Origin of the sequence: Pseudomonas sp. NPDC085632, from assembly GCF_044541255.1 — a bacterium.
In the GTDB taxonomy this organism is placed as follows: Bacteria; Pseudomonadota; Gammaproteobacteria; order Pseudomonadales; family Pseudomonadaceae; genus Aquipseudomonas.
On sequence record NZ_JBITSX010000003.1, the window covers coordinates 150,372 to 168,729 of the forward strand.

Here is an 18,358-nt window from a genome sequence, read left to right on the forward strand (position 1 = left end):
TTCTCCTGCATGCTCTTCTGCGAAGATCCTTTTCGAGAAGACAATGATTCGACCTTTCAACACTTCTGCTCCAACCCTTCTGTTCGGCTGCCTGTTCAGCCCGCTGCTGCTGGCCGATGACGCGCCACTGGAACTCAATCAACAAATCGTTTCTGCACCGTCGGTGGAGTCCACCACCGTCGCTGATATGGCGAAGTTCGGCAGCAAGGTCGAGATCGTTACCCGCGAGCAGATCGAGCGCGCCGGCCCCAGCGCCGATGTCAGCCGCGTGATGCAAATGTTCATCCCCGGTCTGTATGTAGCACCGAAAAACGGACCGTTCGACTACGGCACTTATTCGCTGCTCGGTGGGCGCAACGACGATACGCTGATCCTGCTCGACGGCGTGCGCCTGAACAATCGTCTGTACGGCGGCCTCTATCTGGACACGCTGCCGGCCAACGCCATTGAACGCATCGAAGTGCTCAAGGGCGGGCAAAGCCTGTTGTTCGGTACTCAGGCTGTGTCTGGCGTGATCAACATCGTCACCCGCAGCCCGCAGTCGCGCAAAGCCTCTGGCGAGGTCAACCTGGGCGTCGACAGCTTCGGCGGCACCACCGAAGATGCGCGGGTCGAAAATATCTTCACTAATGGATTCGGCGATCTCGGTCTGCTGGCGTATGTCAGCCACAACGTATCCGACGGCTATCAGCCGTATCGCAACCGCGACATGAAAAACGATTCAGGGAAAAACCGCGCCTACGAAGTCACCACCTTCGGCGGCAAGGCGATTCAGTCGTTTGGCGATGACGCGAGGCTAGAGCTGTTCTACCAATACGCCGACGCCAACCTCGACTTCGCCCGCCCGGTCGACAACCACAACACCACCAACGACCGCGTGCAGCAGATCGCCACGGCGACCTTCGAGCAGACCGTCAACGAGCGCCTGAGCTACTTCGTCAAAGGCCATATCAACGACTGGGACACGCGCTACACCCGCGTCAACAACGTCGAGGGCGGCGGAACCAAAGTCATCAACCACAACGACTATTGGGGCTTCACCGACTGGGGCGTGCAGGCCGAAGGCAAGGCTGAATTGCCCGGCGGCCATGTGCTGGTGTTCGGAAGCGACAACCAGTGGTTCAAGGGCCAGGACGACGTGCTGATCATCGACAACGACAAGGCCGAAGCTCACGCGCTCTACACGCAACTGCGCCCGCAGATCGACGCCCTGCCCGACTGGCACCCGAGCATCGGCGTGCGTCATGAGGCCATGGGCGGTGGCGACAGTGCCACGGTCGGCATGCTCACGTCGCTGTATGACCTCAACGACAACTGGTCGGTGCGCGGCCAATACGGCAGCGCCTACAAACTGCCGAACGCCGAGCAACTGTTCGTCAACGAACCGGGCGACGAGATCGGCAACCGCAACCTGAAACCGGAAAAAAGTCGCAACGCGGAGCTGGGTGTCGACTACAAAGGCTTTCTGCTCGACCGCGAATTCAGCGCCAGCGTGACCCTGTTCAAACGCAAGATCGACGACCTGATCACCCTCGATGACATTCAGTGGGTCAACGGCGAAGGCACGATCCAGATGCGCGGTTTCGAAGCCGACGCCAAACTGGCGCTCAACGATCAATGGAGTTTGCAAGCGGACATGACCCGCAACCTCACCGAGTCGCGTACAGGTGTGACGATCAACGACATCCCGAGTTTCTTCGCCCGGTCACGGGTCGGATATGAATCGGAAAATCGCCTGTGGGGCGTTGGCGGTGCGATCCGCTATATCCGCGACATTAAAAGTTCGAAGCAAGTCGAGTACGGCAATTATTCAGTGGTCGACGCCGACGCTTATCGCTACCTCGACAACGCCCACCAGCACCGCGTGAGCCTGCTGGTGGAAAACCTCTTCGACCGCGATTACATCACCAGCCGCTCTAGCAACGTTGACAACCTCGGCCGGCCGTTCACCTCTGAAGTGCGCTACACGTACCGCTTCTGATGAGTGAGATCACAACCATCGACGGCGTCGACAGCCACCCAGACTGGTCACATGTGCCCGAGCACGCGCGCCATGTGTTCCTCTGCACCGGCCCGCGCTGCACCCAGCGCGGCGCCTTGCAGTTATGGAAAACCCTGCGTCGGCACTTGCTCGCGCACGATCGCATCGAAACGCCGGGCGGCGTCTTGCTGACGCGTACGCACTGCCAGTTTCCGTGCAATCTGGGGCCGATTGTCACGGTGTATCCGGAGCGCTGCTGGTATGGCGTGCACAGCAATGATGAGGTGCGGCGGCTGGTCGAGGGGCATCTGGTCGGCGGTGAAGTTGTTGCGGATTTGCTGATCAAGGCGCGGACATGAGATCGATCCTGGTGGCGCTTGGCGCCCTGCTCTGCTCACTGCCCGTACTCGCCGAAAGTTATCGCAATTGCAGCGAACAATGGAACGCCGTGAAGCCTTCACGCATCGTCGCGCTCAATCAGCATGCCGCCGATATCGTCCTGGCGCTCGGCGCGGGGCCTGCATTGGTCGGCGTGGCTTACCTGGATGACAACGCTGCTGGACAGCGACCATCCGAGTATTTCGGCGTTCCGGTGATCGCCCGGCAGTATCCGGCCAGCGAAGTGCTTTACGCTGCGAAGCCGGATCTGGTGATCGGCGGGTTTGCCACGGCGTTTGGCGATGGTGTGACTTCGCGCTCGGGGCTGGCGCGCAATGGCGTCGGTTCGTATCTATTGGAATCGGCCTGCAACGGACACTCGCTGGATTACTTCGCGCATGTGCGCAATGACTTGCTGACTCTGGGCAAACTGCTGCACAAACAGGCCCAGGCGCGACAGTTGAGCGAGGCCATGGATGCCGACCTCGCCAGCGCCCGAGCCTTGGCTGGTGCGGACAAGCCGCTGTCAGTGTTCTATCTCGACAGCGAGGTCAAAGGCCTCGACAGCGAAGGTCAGCGCGGGTTTGTCACCCCGCTGCTGGCCGCCGCCGGTGCGCGCAATGTGTTCGCCGACATCAATCTTTATCGGGTGACCGTCAACCGCGAAACACTGCTGGCCAGCGACCCCGACGTGATTCTGCTGGCCGACGCCGAATGGTCCCCCGCCAGTCGCAAACGCTATCTGCTGAGCCACGACCCGGTGCTGTCGCAACTGCGCGCGGTGCGCGAAAACCGGATGATCGACATCCCCTTCACCCACCTGCTGCCGACCTTCAACAGTGGTCGAGTGGCCCTCGAACTGGCTCGCCAGCTCAATGCCCTGAAGAAAAATAAATGAACCCGCCGCGCCACACGCCACCTAACGAACAGACCATCAGGAGGTAGCCAATGCAAATCGAAACCGTGTGGATCGTACTGGCGGCAGTTCTTCTGCTAATCGAACTCTGGGCCATCAATCGGGTGCGCAAGAGCGAGGGGAAATCGAGCAATAAAGGCGTGTGGATCGTGCTGATCGTGTTTGTGCCGTTGTTCGGCTTGATTGCCTGGGCGTTGGCGGGGCCCAAGCATGTCCGTCAGCAGTCAGCGTCGTAACCCTATTCATTTGCTGTGGTGCGGGGCTTGCCGTTGGCACTGCCCCGCTGTTCAGGCTTGATCAACTGACGGGCACCAACGGCGGCATCTCTTCCATTTGCGCCAGCGGCACATCGCTGCTGCCGGGGGTCAGAATGACCTTGCGGCAGTTTTCTTCTTTCTTGTCGAAAATCTTGTAACCCTCGGCGGCCTGCTCAAGAGACAGGCGGTGGGTGATGATCGCGTCGGGTTGCAATGCGCCGGTTTCGATGTAACCCAGCAGTTCCGGCAAGTAGCGCTGCACATGGGTCTGACCCATTTTGAAAGTCAGGCCTTTGTCGAAAGCATCGCCGAACAAAAAGCCATGGATGAATCCGGCATAGACGCCTGGCACGCTGACCACGCCGCCGCGCCGCACCGCCGCAATGCATTGACGCAAAGCCTTACCGCTGCTGCCTTCGAGTTTCAGCGTAGCCAGTATCGTCTCGGTGGTGCTGCCCTTGGCTTCGAACCCCACCGCATCGATCACTGCATCGACGCCTCGACTGCCCGGGGTCTGGCGAATGATGGTATCGGCCGGGTCATCGTCGTCATCGAAGTTGATGGGTATCACGCCATAGGTGCGCTGCGCGTATTCCAGCCGATACGGGTGATGGTCGACCATGAAGATGCGTTCAGCGCCAAGCATTTTCGCGCAGGCAGCACTGAGCAATCCAACCGGTCCGGCGCCGTAGATGGCCACGCTCGATCCCTGGCCGATCTGCGCATTAAGCACCGCTTGCCACGCGGTCGGCAGAATGTCGGACAGAAACAGGACTTTCTCGTCCGACAGCGTGCCGGGGACGATGAAAGGCCCGGTATTGGCCTTGGGCACCCGCACCAACTCCGCTTGGCCACCGGGAATGCCGCCATACATCCGGCTGTAGCCGAACAGCGCGGCCGGCGGTGGTATGCGCTTCTTGTTCATGGCCGCACCGGCACCGCTGTTGGTGGTTTCGCACGCTGCGTAGAGTTCTTGCTGGCAGAAAAAACAATCTCCGCAGGCGATCACGAACGGGATCACTACCCGGTCACCGCGCTGCACAGCAGTCACACCTGGCCCGGTTTCCTCGACAATGCCCATGAATTCATGGCCGAAGATATCGCCATGCTCGACCGTCGGTATCTTGCCCCGATACAGGTGCAGGTCCGACCCGCAAATAGCCGTTGCTGTGACGCGCAGAATAACGTCGTCGGGGGCTTCGAGTTTCGGGTCAGGCACTGTTTCGACTCGCACGTCGTGGGCGCCGTGGTAGGTCATGGCTCGCATGGCAAAGTCCTCGTACTGATGAGTGAATGGCTGCTGCTTCACATTGGGAAGGCTCGCCTCAGAACGAGTTCAGATAATTTCTTCAAGATCGGATCAGTGGGATCCGTCATCGCCGTTCACGCGCACCTTGCCGCTGAATACCCGAAAGCCGAACGTGTTGTAGATCAGCGTCACCGGGATCAACACGGCAAATCCGATCAGCATGAACACCTGGCTTTTCGGGCTCGACGTTGCGGCCTTCAAGGTCAGGTCCGGTGGAATGATCAGCGGAAACAGCGCCACCAGCATCAGCGCGAAGGCCAGCACGAAGACACCCAGCGCCGCGAACAACGGGAGAAAATCAAAGCGCCCGGCGAACCCGCAAAAGAAAACCAGCAGGCATGCGCAGAGTAGCGCTGCCGTCGGGACCCACACCCGTGGGTCAGTCAATCGTTGCGCATATTGTTCGTGCAACGTTGCGCTGCAGATGACCAGTGCAATCAACGCCAATACCGTCAGCACCGCCAGAGCCTGTGCCTGCCGGGCGGAACGCCGTTGCAGTTCGGCAACCGTTCGCCAGTACAGCCAACAGGCGCCCAGCCACGTGTACCCCAGCACGAGCACCAGCCCGCAAAACCACGGAAACCACCGCAGCCATTCACTGCCGTCACCGACGTATTGCCCGCTCTCATGCGGCACGCCCTGCATCAATGTGCCCAGCACCACACCTTGCAGCGCGCCGGTCAATAATGAGCCACCCATCAAGGCGCCATCGACCCAGCGCTTGATGCGTTCGCTGGGTGAATAATCGCGAAATTCCAGTGCCATTGCCCTGAGCATCAAGGCCAGAAACATCACAATGAACGGCAGGTAGAGTGCTGGCAGCAGAATCGCGTAGGCCAGCGGGAACAACGCCAGCAGACCGCCGCCGCCGAGCACCAGCCACGTCTCGTTGGCATCCCAGATCGGCAGAATCGTCACGGCCATGGCTCGGCGCTGGTTGCGGCAACGGGTCAGCCCCATCAGCACGCCGACACCGAGGTCGGTGCCGTCGAGCAGCACATAGTTCAGCACCGAGAAGCCGAGGGCGGCGGCGCACAGCAGGGTTATCCAGTCAGTGTCCATGCGAGCGATCCCCTGCGTGCCCCGTTTCATCGGCCAGCGTCGGCTGCGGTCCGGGCTGATTCTCATGGGCAGGCTCGCGCAGGATGCGCAGCAACACCCAGAGCCCGATGCCGAAAACCAGCAAGTAGAACAGCAGAATCAGCAGGGTCGAACCGAGCACTTGCTCGCGCGAGACCGGGGACAGACTGTCGGCCGTGCGCAACAGACCATAGACCGTATAGGGTTGGCGCCCGACTTCGGTGACCGTCCAGCCGCTGAGCATGGCCAGAAAACCGGCCGGCGCCATCAGCACATTGCCCCACAACCAGCGGCGAGCGATGTAGAAACGTCTTCGCCGCCGCAGGATCAGACCGATCAAGCCTTGCCCCAGCATCAACAGACCCAACCCGACCATCAGACGAAACGCAAAGAACACCGGCGCCACGGGCGGAATGTCCTGCGGCGCGAACTCATCCAGCGCCTTGATGGTCCCACTCAGATCGTGACTCAGATACAAAGAGCCAACACGTGGAATCGCGACTTCCCAGTGATTGCGTCGCTCGGTCATGTCAGGCCACGCGAACAGACGCAAGGGTTCGCCCGCACCTTGTGGCGGGCGTGTCCAGCTGCCCTCGATGGCCGCGACTTTCTGTGGCTGGACTTTCAAACTGTGCTGCCCATGCAGGTCACCGACCACGATCTGCACGGGTATCAATACAACGATTGCCCAGAGCGCCATGGAAAACAGCAGGCGTGCGCGGGGATTGTCGGGCGCCTTCAACAATTGCCAGGCGCCGGCGCCCGCCAGCACAGTCGCAGTGCCGAGCATCGCAGCCAGCGTCATGTGCGCCAGTCGATAGGGAAAGGACGGATTGAAAATAATCGCCCACCAATCCTCGGCAATGAAACGCCCGTCAGCGGCAATCGAATAGCCGGCCGGCGTGTGCATCCAGGAATTGGCCGAGAGGATCCAGAACGCGCTCATCAGCGACCCCGCCGCCACCGCACAGGTCGCGAAGAAATGCAGACGCGGGCCAACCTTTTTCAGCCCGAACAGCATGATGCCAAGAAAGCCTGCCTCAAGAAAAAACGCCGCGAGCACTTCGTAAAACATCAGCGGCCCGAGAATGTCCCCGGCCTGCACGGCAAGTCGCGACCAGTTCAGCCCGAACTGGTATTCCAGAATCAGCCCGGAAGCGACGCCGATCGCGACGTTGAGCGCAAAGACCTTGAGCCAGTAGCGATAGACATCCAGATAGACCTGACGGCCGCTGCGTAACCACAATGCTTCAAGGACCATCAGAAAATTGGCCAGGCCGATGCTGAACGCCGCGAGCACGATATGGAAACTGATGGTGATCGCAAACTGCATGCGCGCCGCCATCAAGGCGGAATCAATGGCGTCCATGCAAATTGCTCTGTGACGAAAACGGCCTCTGACCGTTTGCGTCGATCTGCTTCTCGTTCAGCATGAAGTCCACCTCGAGGAACACCCGGATGCGCGTTGGACAGCTACGTCGGGGTGCAAATTCAGACGGGGTTGTGAACTGCAATGCTCGCACGATGCAGGTCATGCAGCCTGCACGAAGGCAGTTTGCCACGAGCGCAGTAAGCCTTTGAAGCAGCGGAATTTTGCCGGAACGATGAATTGGCATGGCAAATGCCACAGTTCCAGAGCATTCACAGCGCCGTGAGACAACGGTCTGTGTTCACTCCGTGACAGCAGAGGCAACGCCATGAACGCCATCGACCTTCTCAAAGCCGATCATGCAAAAGTCAAAGACATCCTCAGCCAGCTCAGCGACTCAACCGAGCGCGCACTGAAAAAACGTGTCGAGCTGTTGGGCAAACTGGAAATGGAAATCTCCATCCATACCCGGCTCGAAGAGGAAATTCTCTATCCCGCCTTCAAGGAAGCGGGCAGCAAAGAACAGGACATCATGTATTTCGAGGCCAAGGAAGAACACCGCACCGTGGACTCACTGGTGCTGCCCGATCTGAAACTCACCGACCCGGGCACCCCGGAGTTTTCCGGTCGGGTGAAAGTGGTCAAGGAACTGCTGGAGCACCATATCGAAGAAGAAGAAACGGAAATGTTTCCGCAAGCGAAAAAACTTCTGGGCAAGGAAAAACTCGAAGAGTTGGGCGCGCAGATGGAAGCCATGAAAGCCAGCTGCAAAAAGGAAATGGCTGCCGGAAATATGGCGGCTTAAATCGTTGCAAGTGGACCAGCCCGGCTTTGGCCGGGCTTTTTTCTGGTTGCTCGCCGCGTCTCCCTGCTGCAGGATCAGCCGATCGACAACAGGGAATGTTGAAATGGATCAGAAAGCATGTGGACGAATTGTGGTGGTCGGTGCGGGCATCGTCGGCGCCTCACTTGCGTACCACCTGTCAGGCAAAGGGGCGCAAGTCACGCTGATCGAGGCTGACGAGATCGCGAGCGGCGTGACGGGAGACTCCTTTGCCTGGATCAACGCTACGCACGCCAGCGTTGATCCGATTGCGCAGTTGCGCGGTATGGCCATAGAAGCCTACCGACGACTCGAAACCGAGCTGCCGGAACTGCAGATTCGCTGGACCGGGGCTTTGTCGTACGACGAATCGGCGGAACATCCTGCTTCGGCAATGCTGTTATCAGCGACCGAGGTGCTCGCCCGCGAGCCCAACCTGAAAAATCCCCCACGGTGCGCGTTATTTCGCGCGGAAGAAGGCGCACTCGACGCCGTGCAGGCCACCCACGCCTTGATTGCCGGCGCCCAGGCGCTGGGGGCGCAATTGCTCACGCAAACCCGAGTGACCGCTTTCAAAACCTGCAACGCAGATGTCACCGGCGTTGAAACCACAGCGGGCACGGTTGATGCCGACCTTGTTGTGCTTGCCGCAGGGACTGGCACCCGACAGTTGACACAGATGCTCAACGTCTCCCTGCCCATCGACGCCTCGCCCGCCATTTTTATCCGCTACAAGACCCAACCGGGCCTCGTCAAAGGCATCATCTCCAGCCCCGAAATGGAAATTCGGCAAAGCGCCAACGGCACGTTGCTGGCCGCTGAAGATTATCTGGGAGAGGCGCCGGGCAACTCGCCGACAGACATCGCCGGGCAAACCGCCGAAGCCATACGCAAAGAACTTCACGGAGTGGTTTCCATTGAGGCGCAAACCGTCGCCGTCGGGCTGAGACCCATGCCCGCTGATGGCATCCCCGTGGTCGGTTACTTGCCAGGGGTCGGCGGGGTTTACGTTTGTGCGATGCATCCCGGTGTGACGCTGGCAGCAATCGTCGGGCGCCTCGCCAGTGAAGAGCTGCTGGATCGCCAGTCATCTGCGGCCCTTGAATCGTGCCGCCCAGAGCGTTTTTTTCAGAATTCCGGCACAGTGACAAACAACGCTGCTCTTACCCGCTGAAAACCCGCCGCACTATCACCAACAACTCGAGAGGCACCGACGCACATGGAAGTCATCAATACGTTACAACCCGCCGAATGTGCGGACATGCAAGATATTCGAAGTGAAATCGACCGACTCGATCAAGCGGTGATCAAACTGCTGGGCAAGCGCTTTCAGTACGTACTCGCTGCCTCGAAGTTCAAGACCTCGGCGACCTCAGTGCGGGCACCGGAGCGTTTTCAGGCGATGTTGGCAACCCGTCGCGACTGGGCCGAAAGCGAAGGCTTGAATGCAGATGCCATTGAGAAAATGTACAGCGACCTGGTCAATCACTTCATTGCTGAAGAGATGAAGCACTGGGCGGCGGCGCAAACGGAAAGCTGACTGTTTTGGCACAAACTTCCGCTTGCTCCGTAGGCTGACAATCAAGGAAAACAGCATTGACGCCCCCCAAGGACACCGCGTTCGCCTATCAAGCGGTCTACCACTACCTCATCGGATTGATCGAGGCGGCCAGTGGCACGACTGAACAGAAACTGCCGTCCCTGCGACAACTGGCCCTGCGCCTCGGCGTTTCGGTGTCGACGACCAAACACGCCTACGCACTGCTCGAGGACGAAGGCAGAATCCACGCCAAAGCCAGGTTCGGCTATTTCACCCGGTCAATACCGGCCGCGCCAGTGACGGCCAACTCCGGCAATCTTCTCGACCATGTCTTCTCCAGCGCCCGTCAGCCCGGCATGCTGGCGCTGAGCAGCGATGCGCCGGCGATGCTGCTGTCGTTGCAGGGGCCATTGTTGACGATGGAGCGCGAACTGACCCGCCAATACCCGCGCACGCACGCGCCGCTCTATCAGCCCCTCGGCGAGCCGGAATTACGCGCGGCCCTGGCCGAACGCTACACCCGTTGCGCTCGCAACCACTGGCAGGCCGAACAGGTGTATATCGGCGCGGACCTGCGCAGCGTATTGGAGTTGTCGCTCAGTGCCTTGAATCTCGGTGGCACTGTGGCGTTGGTAGAGTCGCCCTGCTCGTGGGCGATTCTGCGCCAATTGCAGGCCGCCAACATTCGTGTCCTCGAAGTGCCCCTCGGCGATGACGGCCGCTTCAACCTGCCTGCATTGAAGGCGTTACTCACGCGCGAACCGGTGCGCCTGGCGGTGCTCTCCTCCACGGTGAATATTCCTCAGGGCCAGTTGATGCCCGCGCAGGATAAACAGCAGATCTGTCGCTGGCTGACCGAGCGGGAAATCTGGCTGTTCGAAAACGACACGTGGGGCGAGTTGTGTTTCTCCGATTCACCCGCGCGCTATCGCGATTTTGCCGACCCGGACAAGCTGCTGGTGTTCTCGACGTTCGACAAGATCATTGGCGGCGAAGCGCCGTATGGTTATGTGCTGTGCCGCCAGCATGCAACGCAATTTCATCGATTGTTTATGCAGCGTGGGTTTCGCCTCTCGCCCATTCGGCAGAAAGCGATTGCCAGACTCTACAGCTCCAGGCGCATCGACCAGCACCTGACCACCCTGCGAGCACTGTTGCGCAAGCGCATGCAACAGCTGCAGACCTTGTTGGAAGAACACGGTAACGGTCAGTGGCAGGTAGTCGCCCCACAGGGCGGTGCGAGCTTCTGGCTCAAGGCTGTGCGCCCGATCGACATGCAGCCTGTGTTCGAGCGCTTGCTGGCCGAGCGGATCGTCATCGCCCCCGGCGAGATTTTCAGCCAGCAAGGCGCCTGGAAGCAGCACCTGCGCCTGAGCTACAGCCTCGATTGGGACAAGGACATCAGCCATGCGGTGCAACGACTGGCGCAGGCGTTCACCGAAGAAAACCGCGTCTACAGTCCATAGCAATGCCGCGCCTCAGGAAACCGCCCATGACGCACATCCTCGGCAAACTGCGCGCACGCCTCGCTGATCACCGCGCCGACATCGGCGTAGCGTTTGACGAAACGCGGCAGATGCTCACCGCCCAGGCCGAGTACATCTTCGGTGACCAGCACCTGCCCGTCGCAGGCCGGTGAAGCGCCGATGCCGATGGTGGGCATTGTCGAGTCCAGCGTAATCTGCCGCGCCACGCCCTCGGCCACACCTTCGAGCAACAGGCTGAAGGCGCCCGCGTCGAGATTGGCCCGGGCGTCTTCGGCAATCACTGCACCGGTTTCAGCCGTCAGGCCCTGAGCCTTGAAACCGCCCATGACATTGACGAACTGCGGCATCAAGCCGACATGGGCCATGACCGGAATCCCGCGCGCCACCAGAAACTCGACGGTCGGCGCCAAGGCCTTGTTGGCCTCCAGCTTCACCGCATCACAACCGGTACGCGCCAATACCTGAGCGCAATTGCGAAAGGCCTGTTCATTGGATTCCTGATAACTGCCAAAAGGCATGTCGGCCACCACACAGGCCAGGCGCGTGCTGTCGACCACTGCCCGCGTGTGGCCGATGATTTCTTCGAGCTGCATGCTCAGTGTCGAGGCGCGTCCGTAACCGACCATGGCCGTGGAATCACCGACCAGAATGAAGTCGACGATGGGGTCGATCAGCGTGGCGATACTGCTGGAATACGCCGTGAGCGAGACGATTTTCTGTTGGCCTTTCATGGCGACCAATTGCGGTACAGTCAGGCGTTTGGTGCGGGTATGCAGGCTCATCGGCGACTCTCCGAGGCTGCCGTCCGTGATCGATAAATGTCGCCAGATTTAATGCGTAACGCTTCCATACAGAGCCCAACTCCAAAAGATTCTAGCGCTCGATTATTCGTTTAACGCCGAAACATTCAATGCACAGATTGGCCTGAAAAAGCGACCCAGGTGCACCCTGCCTCGTTGAAATGCGCGCAGGATCCTGGATGCTTTATTTCGCCGTTTACCGCAGGATGCGAAGCTAATGAACACATCCCGGGAGCAATTTTTATCATGGAAGAAGTCATCACCTACCGCATTGCCACTGCTGACGATGCGCTGGTAATGAGCGAATTGGGCCAATTGCTCAATTCGGTCCACCACGCCGCCCGCCCCGATATCTACGCCGCCGCCACCGAAGATTTCGCCCGCGACTTGCCGCATTGGGCCGGGGTATTCGAAAAGTCCGGTCAGATCGTCTTCATCGCCAGCGCCGGTGAACAGCCCGTCGCGTTCATTACCGCCAACCTGTCCGCCAGTTCCGGGCCGTTGATGCAGCCACAGAACGTGGTGCGCATTGGCTCGGTGTGTGTGGCCGAGCCGTTTTGGGGGAAAGGTATTGGCCGCGCGCTGATTCAACGGGTGAAAGACTGGGCCGTTGAGCAGAATGCGCAGGACTTGCGCCTGACGGTCTGGCCTTTCAACGAGCGCGCGGTGCGCATGTATGCCGAGTTCGGCTTCGAGACCCGTGCCCTGGAGATGGGCGTTCGATTGTGAGGAGCGAACACATCCGATCATGAATAAAGGTGAACAGCTCCATCAGCAGGGTTTTGCCCTGCTCCGTCGCGCCGTACCCGCCGAGTGGCTGGACGACCTGCGCCAGGCGTTCGATGCGGGTGTGCTGCCGTCAGATCGCTGGCCCGTCCCACGGGGTCAGGACTGGCGCCATTCGCTGCTGGATGAGCATGCGACCGTGCGCGCGGTGTGCCGCTTGCCAGCGCTGTTGGCGGTGGTGGGTGAGCTGATCGCGGAGCGCTTCTTTCTGTCCCAGGTTGAAGGTCGCGAACCACTTGCGGGTGGCGGCCATCAGCAACTGCATCGCGACTTGTCCGCGCAACGCCCCGGCGACTGCGTGGTGGCCCTGGCTTTTTTCGATGACTATGGCAACGAGAACGGCGCGACCCGCCTCGTCCCCGGCAGCCATCGGCCCGCGTCCGGGGCGCCGCCCGCTGATGTCCAGGATGAGACGCGATCAGTCCAGCTCTCGGGCCGTGCGGGTGACATTCTGGTGTTCGATGTCGACCTGCTGCATGCGGGAAGCCGGAATCTGTCGGGCGCACGCCGACGCTCGATGCTGATCAACTATTGGGCCGAGCCGCTGTACGCGTCTCACCGGCAAACCGTGGCCCTGCGAAATATCCGCATGGACCCTATCGAATGGTTCGATCCGGCCGACAACATCCTGGTGGACACCGAGAGGTTTTAACGGCGCAAGTCCATCACGTATAAAGCCACTTTCTATTACGATTCAAGAGGCTGCACCCATGAGCAACGCCTGGAACGAAGGTTATTTCACCGACGAAGGCTACACCTACAGCTATAGCCGGGAAATCAATCCGGTTTTCCAGCGTTACTGCCTGTTGTTGCGTGGCTTTGCCGGTCTGGACAATCCCGACGGTTATCACTGCGAACTCGGTTTTGGTCAGGGTGTGTCGATCAATATCCACGCCACGGCCAACCCGGCAGGCTTCGTCGGTACGGACTTCCATCCGGGTCAGGCAGCTCATGCGATTGAACTCGCAGCGCTCAGCAACAACGGTGCGCAGCTGTACGACGATAGCTTCGAGCAACTGCTGGCGCGCCATGATTTGCCGCAGTTCGACAGCATCAGCCTGCATGGCATCTGGACCTGGGTCAGCCGCGACAACCAAAAGCTGATTGTCGAATTCGCCCGCCGCCACCTCAAACCGGGTGGTCATCTGTACGTCAGCTATAACGCATTCCCGGGCTGGTCGCCTTCAGCGCCGTTGCGCCAGTTGTTCAGCCTGCACGACCGCTTTGCCAGTCACTCGACGCGGGCGGATCAGCGCATCGATGCCGCGTTGCAGTTTTCCGAAGCGCTGCTGGCGGCCAACCCCAAGTACGCCATTGCCGCACCGAGTCTGGGCGCCCGGCTGCAGACCATCAAAGGTCAGGACCGCCAATACGTCGCCCACGAATATTTCAATCGCGACTGGAACTGCATGTATTTCGCCGACATGGTCGACGCACTGGCCCCGGCCAAGCTCGATTACGTCACGACGGCGGTGCCGATGGATTCGGTGGATGCACTCAATCTGAGCGCCGAAGGCCTGGCCTTTCTCGACGGGATCGAACATCCGGTGATGCGCGAGCAGGCGCGTGACTATTTCGTCAACCAGGCTTTCCGTCGCGATCTGTACGTGCGCGGTGCCAACCGACTCAGCGCGACCGAGCGCCGGTCGCGCATGCTCAGTTCGCGTTTTGTCCTGATGCAACCCGTAGAAAACGTAGCCTCCAGCGTCACCGGCCCCGCAGGCGAAGCGTCACTGCAACCCGAAATTTATGGCCCGGTCCTCGATGCACTCGCCGGCCAGACGTACGAAGCCAAAACGATGCAGCAGTTGCTCGATTCAGTGTCGCCAATGGCCTATGACGATCTGGAACAGGCCATTGCCATTCTGGTCGGCATGGGCGCGGTAGCCCCTTGCCAGAGCGAAGCTGCCGAGGCGCTGGTGTACGAACGCTGCGCTGCGTTCAACCTGCAACTGTGCAAGCGCGCGCTGTTCAACGCCGACATTCAGGTGCTGAGCAGCCCGGTCACCGGGGGTGGCGTCATGGTCAGCCGCTTCCAGCAACTGTTCCTGATCGCAATCCGCCAAGGCAAACAGCACCCGGCGGAATGGGCGCAACTGGCGTGGAGCGTCATTGCCGAACAAAACGAAGTGTTGGTCAAGGACGGCAAAACGCTGACCACCGCCGAAGCCAACATCGCCGCGCTGACCGAACAGGCCCAGGCATTTGCCGAACAATCGCTGATCGTGCTGAGCGCTTTGAAAATCGTCTGACACTCGAATGAAGCGGACCTCGTCGTGCCTCTCGACACCGCCCGACAGGAGCTATTCCATGGATTTGAAGTTCAGCCACATCGACGTACTGGTCAAAGACCTTGAACAAGCCTGTGCCTATTACGCGCAGATACTGCAGGCGCGGATCTCCACAACGCAGATCTGGAATCGTGGTGGCCTGCACGTGCGCTATGCCGTCGCGCTGATCGGTCAGGAACGCTTCATGTTGGTCCAGCCGCTGGCGGGGAATCTCAAGGACCTGTTGGATACAGTGGGCGAAGGCATGATTTACCGTCATTGCTACACGACCCCTGATATCGAAATGGCCTACGACGAACTGGTCGCCAGCGGGGTTCGGCCGGAGGACGAAAACGGCCAGCCGCTGACTCGCGAGCACCTGCAATCGCCGTCCGGAACGCGTATCATCTGGCTGCCCAAACGCTTCGGCCATTTCTCTATCGAGATTCTTGAGGAGAAGGCGCTGGGGGCGTTTATCGAGGCGGCGTTCGCTTCCAAATGAAACTCCTCCGGCCCTGATCGATACGTCTACGCTTTCTCCATCGCCATCACGCTTGGAGACTTCGTCATGACTCGCCCGCTACTGACCGCCCTCGCCCTTCTTGCCCTAAGTTTCCAGGCTCATGCCGACGTCGTCCCTTTTCCTGCGACCTTCCATACTCAGGACATCAAGGTCGACGGCGCGACGATGCACGTGCGTGTCGGTGGCAAAGGCCCGGCCGTGGTGTTGTTGCATGGCTTCGGTGATACCGGCGATATGTGGGCGCCGCTGGCGGCGGATCTGGCCCGCGATCACACCGTGGTGGTGCCGGATCTGCGTGGCATGGGCTTGTCGTCGATTCCCGAGGGCGGCTATGACAAAAAGACTCAGGCCGGCGACATTCGCCAGGTATTGAGCGCACTGAAGATCGAGCACTCGGTGGTCATCGGGCATGACATCGGCACCATGGTCGCGTTTGCCTATGCCGCGCGCTATCCAGAGCTGACCGAGCGCCTGGTGGTAATGGACGCTCCCGTGCCCGGCATCACACCGTGGAACGACATCGTTCGTTCGCCGATGCTCTGGCACTTCGACTTCGGTGGCGCGGACATGGAGCGTCTGGTCGCCGGCCGTGAGCGCATCTACCTCGACCGTTTCTGGAACGAGTTCGCCGGCACCCCGGCCAAAGTCGATGAAGGCACCCGCCAGCACTACGCCAAGCTCTACGCCCGCCCTGGCGCCATGCACGCCGCATTCGCCCAGTTCCGCAGCATTCGTCAGGACGCCCTCGACAACGCCCCCGTTCTGCAGAAACACTTGAGCATGCCAGTGCTGGCCGTCGGTGGTGAAAAATCCTTCGGCAACAACGAAGCGATCGTCATGCGCAATGCTGCGGACAACGTCACCGAGGTGGTCATTCCAGCAGCCGGACATTGGCTGATGGAAGAAGCCCCGGCGCCGACCATCAAGGCTGTACGCGACTTCATCGCAATGTGAGGAATTGGCATTGCCTTGGCCCGAGGCTTACGTCAGGATTCGCCCCTTTTCGAGCGAAAGGAGCAAACGTGGAGCGTCTATTCGTTTATGGAACCCTGGGACCAGGGCGCCCGAATGAGCATGTCATGCTGAACATCGGCGGCACATGGCAAACCGCCTCGCTCAAGGGTCGCTTGGCTCAGGCAGGCTGGGGCGCGGAAATGGGTTTCCCGGGGCTGGTGATTGCGGAGGATGGCGACGCTATCGAAGGCTACGTTTTCTCGTCTGAAAACTTCGCCGCCCATTGGGCGGGCCTCGATGAATTCGAGGGCGCCGAATACCAGCGTGTTCTGACTCAAGTGACGCTGGCTGACGGCTCGACCCTTGATGCGTACGTTTACGCCCTTCGCTAATCGACATTCAAACTTGCAGACCGGGTAGAACACATGAATCGCCAAAAGAAACTCAAGCAGTTGTTCAAGGAAAAGGCCAAAAAGGCCAGCGCCAAACTGGCACCGAAGAAGCCCAAATACATCAGTAAGGCTGACCGGGCGAAACTGGAGGCTGGAGCCGCAGAGCCCGTCGAGACCAGCGAAAGCTGAAATCCCCCTCACCTACAACGGCAGCGGCCGATCCTGCACCACCCGTTTCATCACCAGCGTCGAAGTCAGCCGCTGCACGTTGGGCAAGGTCGACAGGCTTTCGTCATACAGACGCTGGAACGCAGGCAAGTCCTCAGTGATGACGTGCAGCAAGTACTCCTGCGGGGTTTGGCTCTCAAGTCGTGCTGCGGGCCCGACCTGCGGCGGCGCGCTGGGTCAGCCGAACGTCTGCGTTGATCATGATCATTACTGCGCTGGTGCTGCTGATTGAGCCGGTGTCGCGAGCTTTATCGTCGCGATGAAAAAGACCGGTAACCTGGCCAGCCCTTCTTTGTCCAGAAGCGCTGGCCGGGTCTGCTGATTAATCAGAAACAACCATTAATCCACGTTATCTCTCGAATCATTGATAGCTGAAAGGGATTTAAATTCTACTTCCGGTCGAGTACTCACATACCCGTAATAGGTTTTAACCGCTTCGGATTTTCCGGGATACGGCTGTTCATGGGCGACGGTTTTCAAGCTCAGGCCCATGCTGCTGTGGAACGTTCCGCTGGCCTGAGCAGTTACCCCGCCGCCCTGTACGATGTAGCCGGAAGTGCTGATGATGTTATGTTGAATACACTCGGAGAAAACCTGCTGAACCGGGATGAACCACAAATAATGGTAATCACCGTTATTGTTGATTGCCACTTTATTATTGAACCAGATGGCAACATACCCTTGCAGCCAGACATTACCGACCCACTGGGTATTTAGCTCGGTGAAACTCAAGTCAACTTCACCCCAACCGTGGGTGTGGGGAGAAATTGGCACTTTGGTCGACGCACCATAATTAGAGGCTTTGGACTCGCTCGCGCCCTGCGTGGAAGACAGGGTCATTTCAACGGTACTGCTTGTTTCCGCGCCACCCACAAGTGGAATGCCCGCATTGGCTTTAACCGTGACGCCGACTTTGAGTTGTTCCGTTACGCTCCAGGTGAAAGTATCCGTCAACCCTTGTTGCAAGCTCACCACATGTTCAATGACCTGACCGCCGTCATTGACAGTGTCGTATTTGCCTAATAGAGCGCTACCACCATCTTTTTGTGCAAAACTTGAGTACACCAGATCTTTCGGCGGCGTCACATTGGTTTGATACTGCATGTAGTTTTTGGTGTCTTTGTTACGGGCATATTGTGTGCTTTCAGTAAACCAGCAGGTTGTTCCGTATTGAGCAGTTTTCCAGCGCCCCCAAGCGTTCGTGATCGTGTCGATATCATTCATGATAGTTTTCTCCATTATTTTAGGCAGATTCTTTACCGTAC

Annotated in this window: 20 protein-coding genes and 1 pseudogene; 15 read left to right on the forward strand and 6 right to left on the reverse strand. The window is 59.4% G+C overall.

The annotated features are described in order from the left end of the window. Window positions 1-43 precede the first annotated feature (43 nt). Genes ACIF4X_RS04215 through ACIF4X_RS04230 form a run of 4 tightly spaced genes read left to right on the forward strand, consistent with a single transcriptional unit; the run spans window position 44 to window position 3,511 of the window. Window positions 44-1,981 (forward strand): TonB-dependent receptor plug domain-containing protein, encoded by a 1,938-nt coding sequence (locus tag ACIF4X_RS04215; protein ID WP_397481057.1) that lies wholly within the window; start codon window positions 44-46, stop codon window positions 1,979-1,981. Next, a complete protein-coding gene (locus ACIF4X_RS04220) occupies window positions 1,981-2,340 on the forward strand; it encodes a (2Fe-2S) ferredoxin domain-containing protein (protein ID WP_397481058.1) in 360 nt (119 codons plus the stop codon). Before ACIF4X_RS04215 ends, ACIF4X_RS04220 begins: the two co-directional genes overlap by 1 nt. Beyond that, window positions 2,337-3,257: an ABC transporter substrate-binding protein gene (locus tag ACIF4X_RS04225; protein ID WP_397481059.1), complete on the forward strand. Its 921-nt coding sequence runs from the start codon at window positions 2,337-2,339 to the stop codon at window positions 3,255-3,257. The genes ACIF4X_RS04220 and ACIF4X_RS04225 overlap by 4 nt, the downstream gene beginning before the upstream one ends. A gap of 50 nt (window positions 3,258-3,307) precedes the next feature. Then, window positions 3,308-3,511 (forward strand): PLD nuclease N-terminal domain-containing protein, encoded by a 204-nt coding sequence (locus ACIF4X_RS04230; protein ID WP_397481060.1) that lies wholly within the window; start codon window positions 3,308-3,310, stop codon window positions 3,509-3,511. Window positions 3,512-3,572: 61 nt separating this feature from the next. On the opposite strand, the gene ACIF4X_RS04235 is transcribed toward ACIF4X_RS04230, so the two are convergent. The 3 genes from ACIF4X_RS04235 to ACIF4X_RS04245 form a co-directional block, all read right to left on the reverse strand. Next, window positions 3,573-4,799 carry a zinc-dependent alcohol dehydrogenase gene (locus tag ACIF4X_RS04235; RefSeq protein ID WP_397481061.1) on the reverse strand — a complete coding sequence of 409 codons (1,227 nt, stop codon included), beginning with the start codon at window positions 4,797-4,799 and terminating at the stop codon, window positions 3,573-3,575. 93 nt (window positions 4,800-4,892) lie between these two features. Next, on the reverse strand, window positions 4,893-5,903 hold the full coding sequence (gene cydB, locus ACIF4X_RS04240) for a cytochrome d ubiquinol oxidase subunit II (RefSeq protein WP_397481062.1): 1,011 nt from the start codon (window positions 5,901-5,903) through the stop codon (window positions 4,893-4,895). Beyond that, window positions 5,893-7,290: a cytochrome ubiquinol oxidase subunit I gene (locus ACIF4X_RS04245; RefSeq protein WP_397481063.1), complete on the reverse strand. Its 1,398-nt coding sequence runs from the start codon at window positions 7,288-7,290 to the stop codon at window positions 5,893-5,895. The genes cydB and ACIF4X_RS04245 overlap by 11 nt, the downstream gene beginning before the upstream one ends. A gap of 328 nt (window positions 7,291-7,618) precedes the next feature. Here ACIF4X_RS04245 and ACIF4X_RS04250 point away from each other — a divergent pair, with 328 nt between their 5' ends. The 4 genes from ACIF4X_RS04250 (at window position 7,619) to ACIF4X_RS04265 (ending at window position 11,119) form a co-directional block, all read left to right on the forward strand. Then, a complete protein-coding gene (locus tag ACIF4X_RS04250) occupies window positions 7,619-8,095 on the forward strand; it encodes a hemerythrin domain-containing protein (RefSeq protein WP_397481064.1) in 477 nt (158 codons plus the stop codon). Between the two features lie 103 nt (window positions 8,096-8,198). Further along, window positions 8,199-9,287: an NAD(P)/FAD-dependent oxidoreductase gene (locus ACIF4X_RS04255; protein ID WP_397481065.1), complete on the forward strand. Its 1,089-nt coding sequence runs from the start codon at window positions 8,199-8,201 to the stop codon at window positions 9,285-9,287. A gap of 45 nt (window positions 9,288-9,332) precedes the next feature. Continuing rightward, window positions 9,333-9,653, forward strand: a complete 321-nt coding sequence (locus ACIF4X_RS04260; RefSeq protein ID WP_397481066.1) for an isochorismate lyase — start codon at window positions 9,333-9,335, stop codon at window positions 9,651-9,653. Window positions 9,654-9,709: 56 nt separating this feature from the next. Next, complete coding sequence (locus ACIF4X_RS04265; RefSeq protein ID WP_397481067.1) at window positions 9,710-11,119, forward strand: PLP-dependent aminotransferase family protein; 1,410 nt, start codon at window positions 9,710-9,712, stop codon at window positions 11,117-11,119. On the opposite strand, the gene panB is transcribed toward ACIF4X_RS04265, so the two are convergent. Continuing rightward, window positions 11,107-11,922 (reverse strand): 3-methyl-2-oxobutanoate hydroxymethyltransferase, encoded by an 816-nt coding sequence (panB, locus tag ACIF4X_RS04270; RefSeq protein ID WP_397481068.1) that lies wholly within the window; start codon window positions 11,920-11,922, stop codon window positions 11,107-11,109. The two genes, ACIF4X_RS04265 and panB, sit on opposite strands and share 13 nt — an antisense overlap. 264 nt (window positions 11,923-12,186) lie before the next feature. On the opposite strand from panB, the gene ACIF4X_RS04275 reads away from it, so the two are divergent. From ACIF4X_RS04275 to ACIF4X_RS04305, 7 genes are all read left to right on the forward strand, one after another. Next, complete coding sequence (locus ACIF4X_RS04275) at window positions 12,187-12,669, forward strand: GNAT family N-acetyltransferase (RefSeq protein WP_397481069.1); 483 nt, start codon at window positions 12,187-12,189, stop codon at window positions 12,667-12,669. A gap of 19 nt (window positions 12,670-12,688) precedes the next feature. Continuing rightward, window positions 12,689-13,378: a phytanoyl-CoA dioxygenase family protein gene (locus tag ACIF4X_RS04280; RefSeq protein ID WP_397481070.1), complete on the forward strand. Its 690-nt coding sequence runs from the start codon at window positions 12,689-12,691 to the stop codon at window positions 13,376-13,378. A gap of 58 nt (window positions 13,379-13,436) precedes the next feature. Next, window positions 13,437-14,978: a class I SAM-dependent methyltransferase gene (locus ACIF4X_RS04285; protein ID WP_397481071.1), complete on the forward strand. Its 1,542-nt coding sequence runs from the start codon at window positions 13,437-13,439 to the stop codon at window positions 14,976-14,978. Window positions 14,979-15,036: 58 nt separating this feature from the next. Then, on the forward strand, window positions 15,037-15,498 hold the full coding sequence (locus tag ACIF4X_RS04290; protein WP_397481072.1) for a VOC family protein: 462 nt from the start codon (window positions 15,037-15,039) through the stop codon (window positions 15,496-15,498). 66 nt (window positions 15,499-15,564) lie between these two features. After that, window positions 15,565-16,473, forward strand: a complete 909-nt coding sequence (locus ACIF4X_RS04295) for an alpha/beta fold hydrolase (RefSeq protein WP_397481073.1) — start codon at window positions 15,565-15,567, stop codon at window positions 16,471-16,473. Between the two features lie 68 nt (window positions 16,474-16,541). Continuing rightward, window positions 16,542-16,865 carry a gamma-glutamylcyclotransferase gene (locus tag ACIF4X_RS04300; protein WP_397481074.1) on the forward strand — a complete coding sequence of 108 codons (324 nt, stop codon included), beginning with the start codon at window positions 16,542-16,544 and terminating at the stop codon, window positions 16,863-16,865. 33 nt (window positions 16,866-16,898) lie between these two features. Next, complete coding sequence (locus ACIF4X_RS04305) at window positions 16,899-17,054, forward strand: DUF2986 domain-containing protein (protein ID WP_397481075.1); 156 nt, start codon at window positions 16,899-16,901, stop codon at window positions 17,052-17,054. Window positions 17,055-17,066: 12 nt separating this feature from the next. On the opposite strand, the pseudogene ACIF4X_RS04310 reads toward ACIF4X_RS04305, so the two are convergent. Both ACIF4X_RS04310 and ACIF4X_RS04315 read right to left on the reverse strand, forming a co-directional pair. Further along, a pseudogene (locus ACIF4X_RS04310) lies at window positions 17,067-17,258 on the reverse strand (Lrp/AsnC ligand binding domain-containing protein); the annotation flags it as partial. A 174-nt stretch (window positions 17,259-17,432) separates the two neighbouring features. Continuing rightward, a complete protein-coding gene (locus ACIF4X_RS04315; RefSeq protein ID WP_397481076.1) occupies window positions 17,433-18,317 on the reverse strand; it encodes an ETX/MTX2 family pore-forming toxin in 885 nt (294 codons plus the stop codon). Window positions 18,318-18,358: the final 41 nt, after the last annotated feature.

Bases quoted from the DNA above. Each gene is read 5' to 3' on its own strand.
- ACIF4X_RS04280 (WP_397481070.1), top strand. From the start codon at position 12,689: ATGAATAAAGGTGAACAGCTCCATCAGCAGGGTTTTGCCCTGCTCCGT.
- ACIF4X_RS04235 (WP_397481061.1), bottom strand. From the start codon at position 4,799: ATGCGAGCCATGACCTACCACGGCGCCCACGACGTGCGAGTCGAAACA.
- ACIF4X_RS04220 (WP_397481058.1), top strand. From the start codon at position 1,981: ATGAGTGAGATCACAACCATCGACGGCGTCGACAGCCACCCAGACTGG.
- ACIF4X_RS04290 (WP_397481072.1), top strand. From the start codon at position 15,037: ATGGATTTGAAGTTCAGCCACATCGACGTACTGGTCAAAGACCTTGAA.
- ACIF4X_RS04215 (WP_397481057.1), top strand. From the start codon at position 44: ATGATTCGACCTTTCAACACTTCTGCTCCAACCCTTCTGTTCGGCTGC.
- ACIF4X_RS04315 (WP_397481076.1), bottom strand. From the start codon at position 18,317: ATGAATGATATCGACACGATCACGAACGCTTGGGGGCGCTGGAAAACT.
- ACIF4X_RS04285 (WP_397481071.1), top strand. From the start codon at position 13,437: ATGAGCAACGCCTGGAACGAAGGTTATTTCACCGACGAAGGCTACACC.
- ACIF4X_RS04275 (WP_397481069.1), top strand. From the start codon at position 12,187: ATGGAAGAAGTCATCACCTACCGCATTGCCACTGCTGACGATGCGCTG.
- ACIF4X_RS04250 (WP_397481064.1), top strand. From the start codon at position 7,619: ATGAACGCCATCGACCTTCTCAAAGCCGATCATGCAAAAGTCAAAGAC.
- ACIF4X_RS04260 (WP_397481066.1), top strand. From the start codon at position 9,333: ATGGAAGTCATCAATACGTTACAACCCGCCGAATGTGCGGACATGCAA.
- ACIF4X_RS04225 (WP_397481059.1), top strand. From the start codon at position 2,337: ATGAGATCGATCCTGGTGGCGCTTGGCGCCCTGCTCTGCTCACTGCCC.
- panB (WP_397481068.1), bottom strand. From the start codon at position 11,922: ATGAGCCTGCATACCCGCACCAAACGCCTGACTGTACCGCAATTGGTC.
- ACIF4X_RS04230 (WP_397481060.1), top strand. From the start codon at position 3,308: ATGCAAATCGAAACCGTGTGGATCGTACTGGCGGCAGTTCTTCTGCTA.
- ACIF4X_RS04255 (WP_397481065.1), top strand. From the start codon at position 8,199: ATGGATCAGAAAGCATGTGGACGAATTGTGGTGGTCGGTGCGGGCATC.
- ACIF4X_RS04245 (WP_397481063.1), bottom strand. From the start codon at position 7,290: ATGGACGCCATTGATTCCGCCTTGATGGCGGCGCGCATGCAGTTTGCG.
- ACIF4X_RS04305 (WP_397481075.1), top strand. From the start codon at position 16,899: ATGAATCGCCAAAAGAAACTCAAGCAGTTGTTCAAGGAAAAGGCCAAA.
- ACIF4X_RS04295 (WP_397481073.1), top strand. From the start codon at position 15,565: ATGACTCGCCCGCTACTGACCGCCCTCGCCCTTCTTGCCCTAAGTTTC.
- cydB (WP_397481062.1), bottom strand. From the start codon at position 5,903: ATGGACACTGACTGGATAACCCTGCTGTGCGCCGCCGCCCTCGGCTTC.